Raw genomic sequence first — 16,977 nt, 5'->3', positions numbered from 1 at the left:
GATGCGCCGGCCAACGGCGAGAAATTCCGCCGCGCCGCGCCGACCGCCAATCAACCGCCGCGCTTACTTCGCCGCGACAGGCGTCTTCGCGGTCGTGACCGTGCCTTCGATCTTGTCCAGTTCGGCCAAGAGCAGCTTCGGATCCGACGCGTAATTGCCGTTCACCTGCGTGCCGTTCTCGGAAAGTATGGTCGGCGTGGCGTTGATTCCGAGCTTGAGTCCGAACGCCGTGGTTTCCGCGACCGGGTTATTGCAGGTCTGCTTGCCCGGATCCTGGCCGTTCATCGCCGCGGTGTACGCAGCATTGCGATCCGCCGAGCACCAAACCGCGACCGCCTTCTTGTCCGCGCCCGGATGGATCGAAAGCGGGAACAGAACGTACTGCACGGCGATACCGGCCTGGTTGAAAGCGTTAATCTGTTTGTGGAACTGACGACAATACGGGCAGTCGACATCGGTGAACACGGTCACCGTGTGCTTGGGCTTGGGCGGTGCAAACACCAGAAGCTTGTCGCGCGGGAATTTTTTCAAAAACTCGCGACGGAACGAAGCCTGCGCATGACTGGTGATGCTGGTCTTTTCCGGGATGTTGTAGACATCGCCCTGCACGAGGTATTTACCGTCGTTGCTGATGAAAAACACCTGGCCCTTGATCACGATCTCATAAAAACCGGGCAGTTCGGATTTTTGCACGCTATCGGGCGTCGCCGAGGGCACTACCGCGTGCAACGCGTCGCGGACGGCTTTTTCGCTATCGTCGGCATGCGCGGCCGCGGCGCCAAGAGTCAGGACAGCAGCGGCAAGGAGGAATTTGAACATGGCGGTTTCCGGTTGAGATGGTGTTGGGCGCAGAGCGTTGCTTGGGACAGCGAATCGGGAAAACAGTTCGCAACCTCTGTGCAGACCGGGCTGAGGCCTGGTTGCTTGCATTGTCTCATGCATGTGCGCGGCGCGGAAATGCTCCGGCGCACCGTTCAGGCTCTTGGATGATGCCGCTGATGCAGACGTTTCAGGGCTTCCCGCGCGACCAGGGTGTAAATCTGCGTGGTCGAAAGCGAACTGTGGCCGAGCAGCATCTGCAGGGCGCGCAGATCGGCGCCATGATTGAGCAGATGCGTGGCGAAGCAATGCCGCAGCACATGCGGCGAAATACGTCTGGCGTCGATACCGGCCTTCGCCGCATGGCGCTTGACCATCGTCCAGAACATCTGCCGCGTCATCGCCGCCTTGCGCGCGGTGACAAATACCGCCTCGACGACCCGGCCATCGAGCAGCAGCGGCCGCGCGTCACGGTAATAGCGTTCGATCCAGTCCTGCGCTTCCTCGCCGAGCGGTACCAGGCGCTCCTTGCTGCCCTTGCCCAGCACACGCAGCACGCCTTGGCGCAGATTGACCTGATCGGCGCGCAGACCGACCAGTTCGCTCACGCGCAGACCGGTCGCGTAAAGGAGCTCGAACATCGCGCGGTCGCGCAGACCCAGCGTCGTTTCGACATCCGGCGCGTGGATCAACGCCTCGACTTGTGCCTCGCTCAAGGCCTTCGGCAGCGTACGCGGCAGCTTGGGCGTGTCGAGCAGCAACGTCGGGTCGGCCGCGACCACGCCGAGTTGCTGCTGCATGCGATAGAAATGGCGCAAGGTAGACAGCAGGCGCGCGTTGCTGCGTGCGCTGTAGCCTGCGCCATGCCGTTCGGCCAGATAATCGTGCAGCTGCGCGCGCGTGCAGTGCGCAAGCGAGGTACCCGCGCGCGCGCTCCAGCGCGCGAGGCCTTCCAGATCGCGCCGGTAGCCGGCCAGCGAATTTTCCGCGAGCCCACTTTCCGACCAAGCACGTTCGAGGAAGCCCTCGATCAGCGCGCGCTCATCCGCACGCACCGCGTCGCGCGCATCGGGTATCCTTCTGCCGGCTTTCTTCATCGCCCTTCCTGAACTCTCGCGCACAGCCTAAGCCAGTTTGGCGCGCAGCGTCACGCCACCATGCCACAGACACCAGACTCGTCTTCGCAATTTTCCGCGCCGGCGCAAGACCCAAAAGAATCCGCCACGCCGGCCCACTTCGGCCTGCGTCTGATCGCCGCGGTCTACGATCTGCTGCCACTGCTCGCGCTGTGGTTTGTCGCAGCGGTGATCGCGCTGCTGGTCACCGGCGGCGAGCTCGATGTACGTAGCCTTGGCGACAAACTGCTGATGCAGGGATGCGTACTTGCGCTGACCGCGCTGTATTTCATCGCTTCCTGGCTGCGTGGCGGCCAGACCGTCGGCATGCGCGCTTGGCGGCTGCGCGTCGTCGCCGCAGATGGCACGCCCGTCACCCCGTCGCGCGCCCTGCTGCGTTTCGTCGCCGCACTGGTCGCGCTCGCGGCGGGCGGCCTTGGATTTCTCTGGTGTCTGATCGATAGCGACCGCCGTGGCTGGCACGACATCGCTGCGGGGACGTTGCTGGTGCGGATGGAGAAACAGCGGGCTGAGGGCCTTGAAGAGCAGGGCTGAGGGCTGAAAAGCAGTGCAACCGTGGCTCTTGATCTTCAGCCATGGGCCCTCAGCCCTCAGCCCTGCTCTCACGCATTTCGTCTGAAATAAATGAACGCCGCCAGCGCGAGCAACAACGAAGGCAAGGCATTCACCACGGCCAGATTGAAATTGTATACCGCGCCCATGTTGACCACGGACTTCTGGAAGAAGTAGTAGGTGATCGCCAGCACCATGCCCATGAACAGACGCTTGCCCAAGCCACCCGTGCGCAGTGAACCGAACGCGAACGGCACCGCGCAGAACGCGAGCACGAGCACGTTGAGCGGATAGAAAATCCGCCCCCAGTAGGCGAGCTGGTAACTCGTCGCATCCTGGCGGTTGCGCCGCATGTAGTCGATGTTGCGTTGCAGGTCGTTCATCGACAGATATTCCGGATGGATCATCGACACCACCAGCACATTCGGATCGAGCCCGGATTTCCACTGGGTCTGCGCCGTCAGCGTGCTGCGCGCTGAGCGACCCTCGAACTCGGTGCGACGCACGTCACGCATGGTCCATTCGCCGTTCACGTGCGTCGCGGTTTTCGCGATCGACAGCGCGAGCAATTGACCCATCGGGGTGAACTCGAACACGCGCACGTCGAACAGCTCGACGGTCGGCCCGTTCTTCGTGCTGTGTGTGCGGCTGTGCTTGGCGTTGATCACCGCCTCGCCATCGCGTGCCCACAGCGTGCCGCCCTTGCCGATGGTGACATCGTGGTTCTTCGCCGAAAGCTGCAGCGCTTCGGCTTTCTGTTCGGCGCGTGGGGCGATGACTTCGCCCATCACGGCGACCAGAGCGGTGATCACGGTCAGCGCGAACACCACCGAGGCGCAAATACGCAGCTTCGACAATCCGGCCGCGCGCAATGCGGTCAGTTCGCCGCTCGCAGCCAGCATGCCCATGCCCATCAGGCCGCCAATCAGGCCGCCGTAGACGAACAGCTGATAGGCGCGGCGCGGCACGGTGAGCAGAATGTAGGTCACCGCCTTGCTCAAGGTGTAGTCGCCGTTGCCGACGTCGTTGATCTCCTGCACGAACTGGTACAGCGCATCGAAAGCGACGAGGAAGCCCCAGGCCAGCAGCACCGAACCGATCACCGACAACGCGACCAGCTTGTCGACCTTCTTGAAGTAAAAATTCGCCGGCGAAACCCAGCTTAGAGCGCGCGCGGCAGTCATGCGCTGCCCGCGCGCGCCAGCGTCGCCGCACGTTTGGGTTTGGGCAATTGCTGGCCGCTCCACAGCAGATACGCGGCGATCAGCAAGGTGGGAATGTAGATCCACCACAGGCCGGCAAGGTTGCTCAACTTGCCCATCTTGATCCAGTTGCGCCCGAACGACAGCGCACTGAAATAGATCGACCAGGACAACAGCGCAATCAGCAATCCGGCGTAGCGCGGCTGGCGCGGACTCGATTTCGACAGCGGCAGTGCGAGCAGGACGAGCACCAGCATCGACAACGGCGCGGCCAGCCGCCAATGCAGTTCGGCGCGCTGCACCGGATCGTCGCTGCGCAGCAGATCCAGCGTCGGCGCGGCGATCTTGGCCGAATCGCTGCTGCTGTCCGCATCCGAATCGGTCAGCTTGACGTCGTTGCGTTCGTAGCGCAGCAGGCGATAGTTGTCCTCGCCGATCGTGCCTTCGACGCGAAAGCCGTTGTTGAGGCCGAGATAGCGTTCCGAACCGTTCACATCGTGATACAGCTCGCCGTCGGCCGCGGTGATCACATTGATGCGCACAGCGTTGTCGGCGACGGACTTGTCGCCCGGGCCATTATCAAGTGCCTTCTTCGCTGCTGTCGCTTTGGTGGGCGCCGTCTTGTCCGCTGCGTCTGTGCGTTCGCTGGCCACGAACATTTTCTTGAACTTCGTGCCGTCCTCGTTCATCGACTCGACGTACATCACGCCGTCGTTGTTCGGCAGCTCGACGAAACGGCCGGGCTCCAGTCCGGCGATGATCAGCGAACGATTGGCTTCCAGCACCAGGCTCTGCGACAAGCGTTCCGATGCCGGCGCCCACCAGAACGAGATCAGTGCCATCACGATCATCAAGGGCACGGCAAGCAGCATCAGCGGACGCAGCAAGCCGGTCACCGGCAGACCCGAGGCGGCGAAAACCGCCATCTCGCTCTCGCGATAGAGACGTCCGTAGGCGAGCTGCACGCCGATGAACACCGCCAGCGGCGCGAGCACGGTCAGCGCTTCCACGGTGTGCAAGCCGATCAGGGCGAACAGCAATTCCGCCGGAATCTTGCCGTGCGCGATCTTGTTGAGCAGGTCGGCAACATTGCCGCCGACCGTGACCAGCAACAGGATCGCCGTCGCCGCCACGAAACTCACCAGGAGTTCGCGCGCGAGGTAGCGATCGATGATGCGCAGCGTGGGTAACGGCATGATGCGGTAAACTAGAAGGCTCGTGCGCTTTGCGGTGCGTATAGCCCGCGATTGCACACTGGATGAGGTTCAAAGGGCCTTAATTGTAGCTGAGTCGGGTTATCGCCTCGTTCGCCCGGCACGGCGACCTCCTTTTTTTCAAGACGGATAGCAAGTCCACGGTAGCGAAATGACACTTCAATTCAGTTTGAGCCAGCAACTCCCCGAAATCAGCACGGCGCCCTGCGTTGTGGTCGGCCTGTTCGACGAGCGAACCTTGAGCGGCGCGGCAACGCGCATCGACACAGCCAGCGGCGGCGCGCTCAAGCGCCTGATCGAATCCGGCGATTTGAACGGCAAGCTCGGCGCGACACAGTTGCTGTTCGCCTTGCCCAACATCGTTGCGGCGCGCGTGCTCGTGGTCGGCTTGGGCGAAACGAAGAAATTCGACGCCGCGCGATTCGCGCGCGCGAATGGCGATGCCGCGCGCGCGCTCAAGGGTCTGCCGATCGACCACGCCACGTCGTATCTGAGCGAACTCGACGTACCGGGCAGGGACAGCGTCTGGAAGTTGCGCAGCGCGGCACTCGCCTCCGATGCGCAGGTATACAAATACAGCGCAACGTTCAAGCCGCGCGACACGTCGTCAACAAAGCCCAAGACGCCGGAATTCGGCGCGATCGCATTCGCCGCAGCGGCGGACACCGACGCTGCCGTTCTGCGCCAAGCTTCGGCAATCGCCGATGGCGTGCGCTACGCGCGCGAACTCGGCAATCTGCCGCCAAATATCTGCACACCAGCCTATCTGGCCGACGAGGCGCAGAAGATCGCCCTGGACCACGCCGGCGTTAGCTGTGAAGTGCTCGACGAGGACGACATGCGCAAGCTCGGCATGGGTGCCCTGCTCGGCGTCGCCCAGGGTTCGGCGAACAAGCCGCGCCTGATCGTGCTGCAGTGGCGGGGTGCGGGCGAAAGCGACAAGCCCTACGCGCTGGTCGGCAAGGGCGTGACTTTCGACAGCGGCGGCATCTCGATCAAGCCCAGCGCGGGCATGGAGGAAATGAAATTCGACATGTGCGGTGCGGCCGGCGTGCTCGGCGCATTCCTCACCACGGCCAAATTGCGGCTCAAGCTCAATCTGGTCTGCGTCGTGCCGGCAGTCGAGAACATGCCGGGCAGCAACGCGCAGCGACCCAGCGATGTGGTCACGACGATGTCCGGACAGACGGTCGAAGTGCTCAATACCGACGCCGAAGGGCGATTGATTCTCTGCGATGCGCTGACTTATGTGCAAAAGTATAAACCGCAGGTGATCATCGATGCTGCGACCCTGACCGGCGCCTGCGTCGTAGCACTCGGCAAGCACGCGACCGGTCTGATGAGCCACGACGATACGCTCGCCCATGAGCTCATCGCCGCCGGCGAGGCGACGCTCGATCGCGCCTGGCGCCTGCCATTGTGGGACGACTACCAGAGCCAGCTCGAAACCGGCTATGCCGATATCGCCAATATCGGCGGCAAGTACGCCGGCGCTATCACCGCCGGCTGTTTCCTCGCGCGCTTCACCGAAGGTTTCCGCTGGGCGCATCTGGATATCGCCGGTACAGCCTGGGAAGAAGGGCGCAAGGGCTCGGCAACGGGTCGACCGGTGCCGATGCTGGTGCAGTATTTGCTGGATCGGGTTGCGTGAATGCCGGATGGTGAGCGGCCCGCGGAAAAAGCACCGTTTCCCATCCTTGCTACTTACTACTCACCACTAACGCTCTCATGCCCCGCGCCGATTTCTACCTGATCGACAAACCACGCTTCCGCAACGATCCCCTGTTGCTCGTGTGCGAGCTCGCCAAACGCGCCTTCGACGGCGGCAAGCCGACCCTGATCCTCGTGCGCTCGGTGGATCAGGCCGATCAGCTCGACGAGAAACTCTGGGAATTCGACGCGGATGCGTTTATCCCGCATCAGATTGCCGGCGACGAGGACGATGCGATCACGCCGATTCTGATCGTGCCGCCGGATGCGCAGACTGCCGATCGCATACTGGTGATCAATCTGCGCGACGAATGCGCGCCGGGCTTGTTCGAGCGCGTGCTCGAAGTCGTGCCGGCTGATGAGGGACAGCGGCTCGGCTCGCGCGAGCGTTGGAAGACCTACAAGGCTGTGGGATTCGAAGTGAACAAGTTCGATATGTAAGCCTTAGTGCTCGTCGTTCCGCGAAGGCTGGAATGATCTACACCCATAAGAGCTGTAGTTGTCATCTGATGAAGTATACAAATGGAAAAAAGCTACGAACCCGCCCTGATTGAATCGAAGTGGTACGCCGCGTGGGAAGCTGCGGGCGATTTCAAGCCCGCCGGCAACGGCGAACCGTACTGCATTCTGCTGCCACCGCCGAACGTTACGGGCACGCTGCATATGGGTCATGCGTTCCAGATGACGATCATGGATGCGCTGAGCCGCTATCACCGCATGCGTGGTTTTCGTACCCTCTGGCAAGGTGGTGCCGACCATGCCGGCATCGCGACGCAGAAGATCGTCGAAAACCAGCTCGCCGCGCAAGGCAAGACGCGCCACGACCTGGGCCGCGAGAAATTCATCGAGCGCGTGTGGGAATGGAAAGCCGAGTCGGGTTCGACGATCACGCATCAGATGCGCCGCCTCGGCGCCTCGGTCGACTGGTCGCGCGAGCGCTTCACAATGGACGAAGGTCTGTCCGCCGCGGTGCGCCGCGTATTTGTGCAATGGTATAGAGATGGACTTCTATACCGCGGCCGGCGCCTGGTGAACTGGGATCCGCTGCTGATGACGGCGGTGTCCGACCTTGAAGTAAACAGCGAGGAGAAGGACGGAAGCCTTTGGTCGATTCGCTATAACGTGATTGATCCGCAGCCCGGCGAACCGGATCACGTGGTCGTCGCGACAACGCGCCCGGAGACGATGCTCGGCGATGTCGCCGTGGCCGTGCATCCGGACGACGAGCGCTATCAGGCACTGATCGGCAAGACCGTGACCTTGCCCTTAAGCAATCGCGAGATTCCGGTGATCGCCGACGACTATGTCGACCGCGAATTTGGCACCGGCGCTGTGAAGATCACGCCAGCACACGATTTCAACGACTGGCAGATCGGCGCGCGACACAAGCTGACACCGATCAACATCTTCACGTTGGATGGAAAAATTCTCGGCGGTGAAGGTGATGCGAAAACCCATGCTCAGTCGGGCCTGAGCAAGACTGATATTCAAGCATTTGAGGCGGGCATCGAAGCTGCAAATGCCCTGAATGCCATCCCCGAGGAATATCGAGGCTTAGATCGGTTTGTTGCTCGAAAGCGGATCGTCGCCAAGCTTGAGGAGCAGGGCCTGCTCGTAGAGACGAAGAAGCATAAACGGCAGGTGCCGATCAGCCAGCGCAGCGACGCCATCATCGAACCGATGCTGACCGATCAATGGTTCCTCGATCTGACGTCGAACACGCGCGTCGACGGCAAACCCGGCCTAGGTGGCAGGAAGGCGATCACCGAGCCCGCGTTGAACGCGGTGCGCGACGGTGCGATCAAGTTCGTGCCCGACAACTGGAGCACGACCTACACGCAGTGGCTGGACAATATCCAGGATTGGTGCGTGAGCCGTCAGCTGTGGTGGGGCCATCGTATTCCGGCGTGGTACGACGAAGCCGGCAACATCTTCGTCGGCCAGGACGAGGCCGACGCGCGCGCGCATGCGACTGCCCCACTCGTGGGCGCGTTGCGCCAGGACGACGATGTGCTCGACACCTGGTTCTCGTCGGCGCTGTGGCCTTTCTCGACGCTTGGCTGGCCGGCAAACGGCCCGGTAAAAGAGAACGGCAAGATCGTTGCCGACTGGAAGCAGGATCAGGTGTTTCTGCCCAGCGCCGTGCTGGTCACCGGTTTCGACATCATCTTCTTCTGGGTCGCGCGCATGGTGATGGCGACGCAGTATTTCACCGGCAGGGTGCCGTTTCGCGAGGTTTACATCAACGCGATCGTGCGCGACGCCGAAGGCCAGAAGATGTCGAAGTCGAAGGGCAACACGATCGACCCGCTCGATCTGATCGACGGTATCGAGCTCGATGCGCTGGTGAAAAAATCCACTTCTGCACTTTTGATCCCGCAGGTGCGCGAGAAGGTCGAGAAGCGCATCCGCAAGGATTATCCCGAGGGCATCGCCGCGGTCGGCACCGATGCGCTGCGTTTCACCTTCGCGGCACTGGCGACCTATGGGCGCACGATCAATTTCGACTTGAAGCGCGCTGAAGGCTACCGGCATTTCTGCAACAAGCTATGGAACGCGGCGCGGTTCGTGCTGACCTGGCAAGCGGAAGTGCCCTCGCCAGAGCATGCAAAGGCTCGCGGCGATTTGATCGAGCCCAGTGCGGTTCTTGATCGACCCACATCTTGGCCAGCTACGCCGGAAGAACAATGGATCATTGGGCGCTTGAGAAATACGCTGACGCGGATCGACGAACATTTCGCCAACTATCGTTTCGACCTGCTCGCTCAGGTGATATACGAATTCGTCTGGAATGAATATTGCGACTGGTTTCTGGAACTCGCCAAACCTTACGTCAACCCCAAGGTAGCAGCCGATCTATCGGGAGAGACCGGCAGCAGCACAAATATCGAGAAACTGATATCTGTCCGGTATACGTTGGTGCATGTCTTAGAAGCGACACTGCGCGCGCTGCATCCGATCACGCCATTTATCACCGAGGAAATCTGGCAATCGGTCGCGCCGCTGCTCGGTTTGAAGGAAACCAGCATTGCGCAGCGCATGTGGCCGCGCGCCGACGAACTACCCGCGGACGACACCGCTGCGAGCGCAGCTATCGAATGGCTGCGTGCGGTGCTGAGCCAGATCCGCCGCATGCGCAGCGAAAACAACATCGCACCATCCGTGTCAATTGAAGTGATCTTCGACGATGGGGCCCCTAATGACATTGCGCTTGTGCATAAATTCGATGAGGCCATCCGCTCCCTAGCCAAGGCGAACGCCATCCGCTTCCTGTATGTGGGCGAGGCCCCCCCAAGGTTCTGCGCACTTGTCACGCTCGGTGAATTGGCAATACGGATTCCACTCGATGGCCTCGTCGACCGCCAAGCCGAGATCGCTCGTCTCGATAAAGAGTTTAAACGTCTTGAAAGTGAAGTTTTGCGGGCTGAGACGAAACTCGCGAACGCAAATTTCACCGCAAATGCTCCACCCGCAGTCGTCTACCAGGAAAGAGAGCGTATCAATCGTTTCTCGATAGAACTAACTCGAATCAAACTGGAACTGCAAAAACTACGGAATGAGCCGCCACCCTGATACAAAAGTAGTTATCCATTTGATCTGAATATAAGCTTCCCGCCCGAAGAATCTATTCGGGCGGCAGCAGTTCCATCGCCATCACGATCGCGTCCTCACGGCCGTGGCGCGCCGGGTAATAGTTCGGGCGCGTGGCGATTTCGTTGAAGCCCAGCCGCTGGTAGAGCCCGACCGCGATCGCATTCGACGGTCGCACCTCGAGAAAAATGCGCTGCACGCGATGCCAGCGTGCGATTTCGATCATGCGCCGCACCAGATGCCGGCCGTAGCCGCGGCCCTGGTGCGTCGGCGCGATGCAGGCGTTGAGCAGATGCGCCTCGCCGGCGGCGACCGAAAGCACGCTGTAACCGACGAGTTCGTCGCCGCGCCGCAGTACCCAGCATTCGTAGCCCGCGCGCAGGCAGTCGCGAAAGATGCCGTGCGTCCACGGGAATTCGTAGGCGGCGGTTTCGAACGCGCTGACCCCGTCGAGATCGCCCACCTGCATCGCATGCAGTTCCAGGCGCGGCTCGCTGAGAATCGCGACCATGTTTAACCTGCCAGCCCACGCAGCCGCTTTGCCAGCGGCTTGAGTGCCTGCCACAGCGCGCGCTTGTCCGCTGCGCTGCCGGGCAGCTGCGCGGGGTCGGCGGTAACCGCGATGGTGGAGGAATTTTGCTGCATTGTGGACAATTGTACACCGAGCGCGCGCGCCATCGCCGCGCCGAGCACGAGATATGCGGGCGCAGATGGCGGCATGGCCAGCGTGCCATGCGCGTCGGCATCGAGCCAATCGACCGCGTCGACCCCGATGGCCTGCGGCAGTTGCGCGAGCAGACGTGCGAGGCGCGCATCGCGACGCACGCCTTGCGCGCAGACGACGACCACGCGCGGCGGCGTGGCGACTTCAGCGGGTGCGTTCGCCGACGCAGACACGGATTGCATCGCGGCAGCGTTCGTGGCCGTGCGCGAACGCAACGCGTAGACATCGACGCCCATCGCCATCAGCATGCGCAGGCGCTCCGCATCAACCATCGTGCGCGCCGCCTTCGAGAGCGACCAGGTCGGTCTGGAATTTCGCGAATGCCGCATCGACCGCAATAGCGAACGCCTGCACGGTCGCGGCCATCGTGTCGCCCGTGGCGACTTGTTCGGCTGCATAGGTCTGCTCGAGCAGGGGTTCGCCGGTGTCCTGCTCGACGCGCATCTCGAACGCGACCGCCGCGATCACGCCCTGCGCCTGCGGCACGCGCTCATATCGCAGAATCCGGCCCCGCACACGCAACGCCTCGACGCTCGCGGGCAGGCGGTCGGACACCAGCGGCGCGATACCGCTGTCGCGCAGGCGATTGGTCAGGCGCTCCTGCAGACCGCGCGAGGGCGGATCGCTCCACATTTGATAGTGGTATGCGCGCAAGGCGCCGGCGTCGGCCGTGGTCGCGTAGATCAGCGCCTGCTCCGCGTACAGGCCTTCGGCGCGAAACGTCTCGACCTCGATCGGCAGCACGGACAACGGTTTTGCCGCGCGCGCCAGCGGCGCAACCGCGGGTAGGCGGAAATAAGTCACGTCGGGCACGCTCGGCGGCGCGCAGGCGCCAAGCAACAGCGTACCAGCGGCCAGAGCCAGAAAGCGCAGTCGCATCATTTGGGTTCTTCCTCGACCTTGTCGCCCTTGGGCGCGAGCAGCAAACGGTTGGGATTCATGCGTACTTCGCGCGCGAACTCGTCGACATTGCGCGAGGCGACTTCCAGGTGCTGGGTGATCGAATCGATGCGCCCGGAAAGTGCAGACATGATGCCGCGCAGGTCGTCGATCGAATCGTGCACACCGGACCGGTTTTCGCGTACCACGCTGTCGATCTGGGTCAACGCGTCCTTGAGCTGGTCCTGGGTCGCACGCAGGTCGTGCGAGAGATCGCGGATGTTGCCGAGGATCGTGCCGATCGCCGCGCGATTCTGTGGCTTGAGCAGATCGTTGACCGATTCGGTGGCGGTGTTGAGCCGCTGCAGCAGCGCGCGCGACTGGTCGATAAGCTCGGGAGTGCTCTTGTCGAGCACCTCGGCGATCGAGGTGACATGCTGCGACAGGTTCTTCACCAGCGGCGCGATCTGGTTGCGCGTCAGGTCGCCCAATTGGATGGCCAGATCGTTCATCGAGGTGAAAAGGTCGGCGTTTTCCATACCGGCAAGCTCGCTGCCCGGCGCGGCGGCTTGCTTGCTCGCGCCTTCACTGATGCCGATCGCGACGTCGGCCAGCAGCCCGGTCGAGGTCAGACGCGCGACGCTGTCTTTTGGGATCGGCCAGTCGCGGCGTACACCGAGCGTGACCTTGTAGCGCGTGCCGGTGACCGCGCGTTCGGGATCAATCGCGCCGACCTGGCCGACGCGATAGCCCTCGTAGAATACCGGCGCGCCGTAACGCAGACCGGTGACGTTGCGGTAATGCACAACGTAGTCGCTGCTCGCGCCGCCGCGCCCGGTGATTGCGACCAGTGCCGCGAGCAGCAGCACGAACGCCACCGCCACGACCACGCCGACCAATACGTAATTCACATTGTCGCGTTGCACGCGCGCTTCTCCTCAAATCCCACCCAGGCGCGGAGCCGACGACGCAACATCATCGGCCGCGATCTCTACGCATGATACACGGGCGTCGGCGTGCTGCGGCGCGAATCCCTGCGCATGCTGCGGAACACATCAGAAAGGCAACTTGTGTTCCGGCGCGGCGAAACCGACCGCCACGCAGCCGACGCCGACATTGACCATGCCGGTAATGCTCATCGGACTTTCGTACACCTTGACCCCGTGCTCCGCGCAGGTGTGCTTGAGCGCGGTGTATCCCCACATGGTTTCCAGCTCGGCCAGATTGCCGCCATAACTTACGCACAGCGCCGGCGTCAGCAGGCCGGCCTGCACTCGCTCCTGCACATAGGCGAACAGCTTGCTCGTGCCCTGATCGAATCCGCGCACCTTGCCGACCGGCCGGGTTTCACCGCGAAAGCCCTGCAGCACCGGCTTGATGTCGAGCGCGCTACCGAGCGTCGCGCCGATCCAGCCGACGCTGTGATCGCCCTTCTTCTGCGCACGTGCGCGCAGATAATAGAGATCGCGCGGAATCATGTAGGCGTACGTGTGCTCGGCGATGAATTCCAGGCGCTCGCGGATCGCGCCGCCCGTGGCGTTTTCGCCGATCATGCGCACCGCCTCGAGTACGCCGATGCCCTGGCCGGCGAACAGATTGCGGCTGTCGACCAGACGCATCACGAACGGACCGGGAACGCCAGCCGCCTTGCGGATCGGCTGGTACTTCTGCAGGATCGCGAAGCCGGCCTGGCGCGCGTTGGCGTAGATCGGGCTGCGCGAGGTGGTGATCGTGTGGCAGAACACGCAGTCGTAGTCGATGACGAGGCGGCTGAGGAACAGATCGGTCACCTTGTCGACCGAAAGCGGTTCGGTCTCCGCGGCATGGCTGTGCGCGCCGAGGTTGTCGGCGAAAAAACGCGCGAGCATGGCAGGATCGCGATCGTCGTCGAACCATTCGCCATCGATACGAATGCGGATCGGCATGATCACGATCCGGTTCTGCGCATAGATCGACGCCGGTAGATCGCAGCACGAATCCACCACAATGCCGTAACGCATACTTCTCCCGGTGCCTGTGCCGTTTCAATGCGGCCGCCGCACAGAATCACGCGAAACGCGGGCCGCATTTGTTGACTTTGTCACATAATACACTCGCTCACTAGCCCACGGCCGCGCTTTCCTCGGTCAGCCGGCGCAGATACGCGTCGGCGTCGACCGGCGTTTCGCGCGGGCGCCGGTTGAGCAGGTCCTGGATGCGCTCGTTGTCCGCGCACTTCACTTTGGCGACCGTATCGGTCAGCAGGATTTCGCCCTGGTCGAGCACGGTGATCGTGTCGGCGATCTTGAACGCGCTTTCCAGTTCGTGGGTGACGACGACGATCGTCATGCGCAAGGCATCGCGCAGGCGCAGGATCAGTTCGTCGAGTTCGGCGGACACTACCGGATCGAGTCCGGCCGAGGGCTCGTCGAAGAACAACAGCTTGGGATCCATCACGATTGCGCGCGCCAACGCGGCGCGCTTGATCATGCCGCCGGACAACTGGCTCGGCATCAGGTCCTGGAAGCCGCCGAGATTGACCACCTCAAGCTTGAGCCGGCTCATGATGCGGATCGTGTTTTCGTCGAGCCGCGTGTGCTCGTGCAACGGCAGCGCGACATTGTCGCCGACGCTCATCGAGGTGAGCAGCGCGCCGCCCTGAAACGACACACCGATCTGTTTGCGCACCGCGAGCATCTCGTTCTCGCTCGCCTTCGCGATATCGACGCCGAGGATCTTGACCGTACCGTCGCGCGGTTTATGCAGGCCCAGCAGATGCCGCAGCAGCGTGCTTTTGCCCGAACCCGAGCCGCCCATGATCACGCGGATCTCGCCGGCGTTCACGTTGAAATCGATGCCGTGCAGAATCCGCCGCCGCCCGTACCAGGCTTCGAGTTGCTCGACTTCGATGAGTGGCGCGGCGGCGTTCATCGATTCAGGAAGAAGCTGAAAATCATGTCCGCGACGATGATGTAGCAGATCGACAACACCACCGCGCGCGTGGTCGCGCGGCCGACGCCCTCGGCGCCGCCGCTGACGGAAAATCCGGTGCTGATGCCGATCAGCGAAATCAGCAGGGCGAATACGAGGGACTTGGCAATACCCTGCCCGACATCGCCCGGCGTGAGCAGGGTCAGCGTTTGCGATATGTATGCGCTCGGCGAGATATTCAGCGCGGGCGAGCTGTACAGCGCGGCGCCGCTGATCGCGACCGCATCGGCGAACACGGTCAGCACGGGCAGCATGACCAGCATCGATATCAGCGCAGGCGCGGCGAGATAACGCACCGGATCGATGCCGATCACCGCGAGCGCATCGACCTCCTGAGACACGCTCATCGAGCCGATGCGCGCGGCGAGCGCGGAACCGGAACGACCGGCGACCAAGATCGCGGTGATCAGCGCGGCGAATTCGCGCGTCACCGATTTTGCCACGGCGACGACGACCTGCGACTGCGCACCGAATTCGCTCAGCGCGGCAATAAACTGGATGCCGAGCATCACGCCGATCACGAACGCCAGCAGGGCGACGATCGGCAGCGCGTCGACGCCAATCTGGCGCATCTGCGCGAACACCATGCGCAGGCGCACCGGCTGCCCGTGCCGCCAGCCGGTGGCGACGAAATAACAGCTTTCCAGCAGCAGCATTCCCGCATGGCCGATGCCGGCGAGCGACTGCACCGTGACGCGGCCTAGGTTTTCGAGTGGGCGGGTGAAATTGGTCAAATGCGGTAGCTCAAATCAAGAAATTTTTCGCCGCGAAAGACGCAAAAGACGCAAAGACAGCGAATGAAATACTTGTTCTTTCCTTCTTCGCGTCTTTTGCGTCTTTCGCGGCGAAATGCTCTGTTCTCGATCATGCCGATCGCGCCGCATCGAGATCCGGGAAAATCGGAAACACACGATCGAGGCGCGCCAGTTGCAACACCGCCATCACCGCCTTGCTGACCGCGACGAGGCCGAACTGCTGCCCCTTGCCGCGCGCATTCTGAAACCCTTCGACCAGGGCGGCGATGCCCGAGGAATCGATGTAACTGACCTCGGACAGCTCGACGCCGACCTTGCCCGTGCTGCGCAGCGCGGCGAGGATCGCCAGACGCACCTGCTGCGACCAGGACAGATCCACCTCGCCCTTCAGGCGCACCAGGATGTAATCGCCCAGCGTTTCGCTGACACATTCGTTGTTCACGTCTCGCTCTCCCCTTTTCTTCTTGCCGCCAGCCGCTTCTGCATGATCAGGACATTGCCCTTGCCGCCCGGCAGCGGCTGCACGTGCCAGGCGTCCATCAATTTGTCGATAAACGCCACGCCCATTCCCCCCGCGCGGCACTCGGACAGGTCGCGCGGCTTGATCCGCGCGGGATCGACCGCCGGCGCCTCGTCGCGCAGCTCGAAGCCAAGCATATCGCGGTCGCGGGTCAAGCGCAGCGCAATGGTTCCCGGTTCGCAGTTCGAATAGCCGTGGCGGATGATATTGGTGGAGGCTTCGTCGACCGCAAGCACAAGCTGGTCGCGCAGCCCCGGCGCGATTTCCTCGCCGTCCAGTGCGCTGCGCAGGGCGGCGCGCACCTTGCGCATTTCCTCGGCGCGCGCAGGAAATTTCAGGTCGAGCAGGGTGTGCGCGGTCGTGCCGCGTGGCTCCTGCAACAGCAAGAATGTCGTGTCGTCGACCAGGCGCAACTTTCTGAGCTCGCCGATCAGCGCGCGCAGGCGCGGCTCGGGCGCAAGGCCGGCATGGCGCGCAATGATCTCGCGCAGGCCGTCGCCGCCGAGCGTGTTGCGCTGCGCGTCGCGCACATCGGTGGCACCGTCGGAAAAAAAGTACAGCGCGCGCGTGCCAAGCGCGACGCGGTGCTGCGCGTAACTCGCCTCGCCGAGTATGCCGAGTGGCGGCCCGTCGGCATGGATTTCCTCGAAATCGACGCCGTCGTGCAGCAGCGCGGGCGGAAACCCCGCGTTGGCGAATTCGACCTCGCGCGTACGTCGGTCGTACTGACCGACCACGGCACAGACGAAACGTCCATTTTGCAGCGTTTTACACAATTCCGCATTGACGCTGGACAGCCACACCGCCGGCGCCGGCGCTTCCTTGCCGGCCCAGCGCAACAGGCTCGCCACGCGCACCATCAGGAAGGCGGCGTCGAGTCCCTTGCCGGAAATGTCGCCGATCAG

General features: G+C 62.7%; 17 protein-coding genes. 4 read left to right on the top strand and 13 right to left on the bottom strand.

Annotation, left to right across the window (positions count from 1 at the left end):
* Nucleotides 1–63: 63 nt before the first annotated feature.
* Together VIE67_RS04605 and xerD are read right to left on the bottom strand one after the other, a co-directional pair.
* Complete coding sequence (locus tag VIE67_RS04605; protein ID WP_332023728.1) at nt 64–819, bottom strand: DsbC family protein; 756 nt, start codon at nt 817–819, stop codon at nt 64–66.
* Between the two features lie 155 nt (nt 820–974).
* Entirely contained in the window at nt 975–1,940 is a 966-nt protein-coding gene (gene xerD / locus VIE67_RS04600) for a site-specific tyrosine recombinase XerD (protein WP_414707287.1), read from the bottom strand.
* 36 nt (nt 1,941–1,976) lie between these two features.
* Between xerD and VIE67_RS04595 the strand changes: the two genes are divergently transcribed.
* Nucleotides 1,977–2,489: an RDD family protein gene (locus VIE67_RS04595; RefSeq protein ID WP_332023723.1), complete on the top strand. Its 513-nt coding sequence runs from the start codon at nt 1,977–1,979 to the stop codon at nt 2,487–2,489.
* A gap of 68 nt (nt 2,490–2,557) precedes the next feature.
* Here VIE67_RS04595 and lptG read toward each other — a convergent pair whose 3' ends face one another.
* The gene (gene lptG, locus VIE67_RS04590; RefSeq protein ID WP_332023722.1) at nt 2,558–3,691 is read right to left on the bottom strand and encodes an LPS export ABC transporter permease LptG; all 1,134 of its coding nucleotides are present in this window, start codon (nt 3,689–3,691) and stop codon (nt 2,558–2,560) included.
* Nucleotides 3,688–4,905: an LPS export ABC transporter permease LptF gene (locus tag VIE67_RS04585; RefSeq protein ID WP_332023720.1), complete on the bottom strand. Its 1,218-nt coding sequence runs from the start codon at nt 4,903–4,905 to the stop codon at nt 3,688–3,690. Before VIE67_RS04585 ends, lptG begins: the two co-directional genes overlap by 4 nt.
* Before the next feature lie 169 nt (nt 4,906–5,074).
* Here VIE67_RS04585 and VIE67_RS04580 point away from each other — a divergent pair, with 169 nt between their 5' ends.
* The 3 genes from VIE67_RS04580 (at nt 5,075) to VIE67_RS04570 (ending at nt 10,206) form a co-directional block, all read left to right on the top strand.
* Nucleotides 5,075–6,574, top strand: a complete 1,500-nt coding sequence (locus VIE67_RS04580) for a leucyl aminopeptidase (protein ID WP_332023718.1) — start codon at nt 5,075–5,077, stop codon at nt 6,572–6,574.
* Between the two features lie 77 nt (nt 6,575–6,651).
* Nucleotides 6,652–7,074, top strand: a complete 423-nt coding sequence (locus VIE67_RS04575; protein ID WP_332023716.1) for a DNA polymerase III subunit chi — start codon at nt 6,652–6,654, stop codon at nt 7,072–7,074.
* A gap of 81 nt (nt 7,075–7,155) precedes the next feature.
* Nucleotides 7,156–10,206: a valine--tRNA ligase gene (locus VIE67_RS04570; RefSeq protein WP_332023714.1), complete on the top strand. Its 3,051-nt coding sequence runs from the start codon at nt 7,156–7,158 to the stop codon at nt 10,204–10,206.
* Between the two features lie 52 nt (nt 10,207–10,258).
* Here the strand turns inward: VIE67_RS04570 and rimI are convergent, their stop codons facing one another.
* From rimI to VIE67_RS04525, 9 genes are all read right to left on the bottom strand, one after another.
* Nucleotides 10,259–10,735: a ribosomal protein S18-alanine N-acetyltransferase gene (rimI, locus tag VIE67_RS04565; RefSeq protein WP_332023712.1), complete on the bottom strand. Its 477-nt coding sequence runs from the start codon at nt 10,733–10,735 to the stop codon at nt 10,259–10,261.
* A 2-nt stretch (nt 10,736–10,737) separates the two neighbouring features.
* Nucleotides 10,738–11,220, bottom strand: a complete 483-nt coding sequence (locus VIE67_RS04560) for a hypothetical protein (RefSeq protein ID WP_332023710.1) — start codon at nt 11,218–11,220, stop codon at nt 10,738–10,740.
* The gene (locus VIE67_RS04555; RefSeq protein ID WP_332023708.1) at nt 11,213–11,830 is read right to left on the bottom strand and encodes an ABC-type transport auxiliary lipoprotein family protein; all 618 of its coding nucleotides are present in this window, start codon (nt 11,828–11,830) and stop codon (nt 11,213–11,215) included. The genes VIE67_RS04560 and VIE67_RS04555 overlap by 8 nt, the downstream gene beginning before the upstream one ends.
* Complete coding sequence (locus tag VIE67_RS04550; RefSeq protein WP_332023706.1) at nt 11,827–12,753, bottom strand: MlaD family protein; 927 nt, start codon at nt 12,751–12,753, stop codon at nt 11,827–11,829. Before VIE67_RS04550 ends, VIE67_RS04555 begins: the two co-directional genes overlap by 4 nt.
* Before the next feature lie 129 nt (nt 12,754–12,882).
* Complete coding sequence (locus tag VIE67_RS04545) at nt 12,883–13,827, bottom strand: DegV family protein (RefSeq protein WP_332023704.1); 945 nt, start codon at nt 13,825–13,827, stop codon at nt 12,883–12,885.
* A 100-nt stretch (nt 13,828–13,927) separates the two neighbouring features.
* Complete coding sequence (locus VIE67_RS04540) at nt 13,928–14,737, bottom strand: ABC transporter ATP-binding protein (RefSeq protein WP_332023702.1); 810 nt, start codon at nt 14,735–14,737, stop codon at nt 13,928–13,930.
* The gene (locus VIE67_RS04535) at nt 14,734–15,531 is read right to left on the bottom strand and encodes an MlaE family ABC transporter permease (RefSeq protein WP_332023700.1); all 798 of its coding nucleotides are present in this window, start codon (nt 15,529–15,531) and stop codon (nt 14,734–14,736) included. Before VIE67_RS04535 ends, VIE67_RS04540 begins: the two co-directional genes overlap by 4 nt.
* Before the next feature lie 130 nt (nt 15,532–15,661).
* Nucleotides 15,662–15,994, bottom strand: a complete 333-nt coding sequence (locus VIE67_RS04530) for an STAS domain-containing protein (RefSeq protein ID WP_332023698.1) — start codon at nt 15,992–15,994, stop codon at nt 15,662–15,664.
* Nucleotides 15,991–16,977: ATP-binding SpoIIE family protein phosphatase (locus VIE67_RS04525; RefSeq protein WP_332023697.1), on the bottom strand; the 987-nt coding region annotated here is incomplete at its 5' end. The genes VIE67_RS04530 and VIE67_RS04525, both read right to left, overlap by 4 nt.

The organism is Rudaea sp. (genome assembly GCF_036560865.1).
In the GTDB taxonomy this organism is placed as follows: domain Bacteria; phylum Pseudomonadota; class Gammaproteobacteria; order Xanthomonadales; family Rhodanobacteraceae; genus Rudaea.
The sequence above is the reverse complement of the archived record's forward strand: the minus strand, read 5'-3'. Positions and strand labels throughout refer to the sequence as shown.

Excerpts from the sequence above, each read along its gene's own strand:
- lptG (WP_332023722.1), bottom strand. The coding sequence starts at position 3,691 with ATGACTGCCGCGCGCGCTCTAAGCTGGGTTTCGCCGGCGAATTTTTAC.
- VIE67_RS04585 (WP_332023720.1), bottom strand. The coding sequence starts at position 4,905 with ATGCCGTTACCCACGCTGCGCATCATCGATCGCTACCTCGCGCGCGAA.
- VIE67_RS04560 (WP_332023710.1), bottom strand. The coding sequence starts at position 11,220 with ATGGTTGATGCGGAGCGCCTGCGCATGCTGATGGCGATGGGCGTCGAT.
- VIE67_RS04555 (WP_332023708.1), bottom strand. The coding sequence starts at position 11,830 with ATGATGCGACTGCGCTTTCTGGCTCTGGCCGCTGGTACGCTGTTGCTT.
- VIE67_RS04605 (WP_332023728.1), bottom strand. The coding sequence starts at position 819 with ATGTTCAAATTCCTCCTTGCCGCTGCTGTCCTGACTCTTGGCGCCGCG.
- VIE67_RS04595 (WP_332023723.1), top strand. The coding sequence starts at position 1,977 with ATGCCACAGACACCAGACTCGTCTTCGCAATTTTCCGCGCCGGCGCAA.
- VIE67_RS04540 (WP_332023702.1), bottom strand. The coding sequence starts at position 14,737 with ATGAACGCCGCCGCGCCACTCATCGAAGTCGAGCAACTCGAAGCCTGG.
- VIE67_RS04580 (WP_332023718.1), top strand. The coding sequence starts at position 5,075 with ATGACACTTCAATTCAGTTTGAGCCAGCAACTCCCCGAAATCAGCACG.
- VIE67_RS04545 (WP_332023704.1), bottom strand. The coding sequence starts at position 13,827 with ATGCGTTACGGCATTGTGGTGGATTCGTGCTGCGATCTACCGGCGTCG.
- rimI (WP_332023712.1), bottom strand. The coding sequence starts at position 10,735 with ATGGTCGCGATTCTCAGCGAGCCGCGCCTGGAACTGCATGCGATGCAG.
- VIE67_RS04575 (WP_332023716.1), top strand. The coding sequence starts at position 6,652 with ATGCCCCGCGCCGATTTCTACCTGATCGACAAACCACGCTTCCGCAAC.
- VIE67_RS04570 (WP_332023714.1), top strand. The coding sequence starts at position 7,156 with ATGGAAAAAAGCTACGAACCCGCCCTGATTGAATCGAAGTGGTACGCC.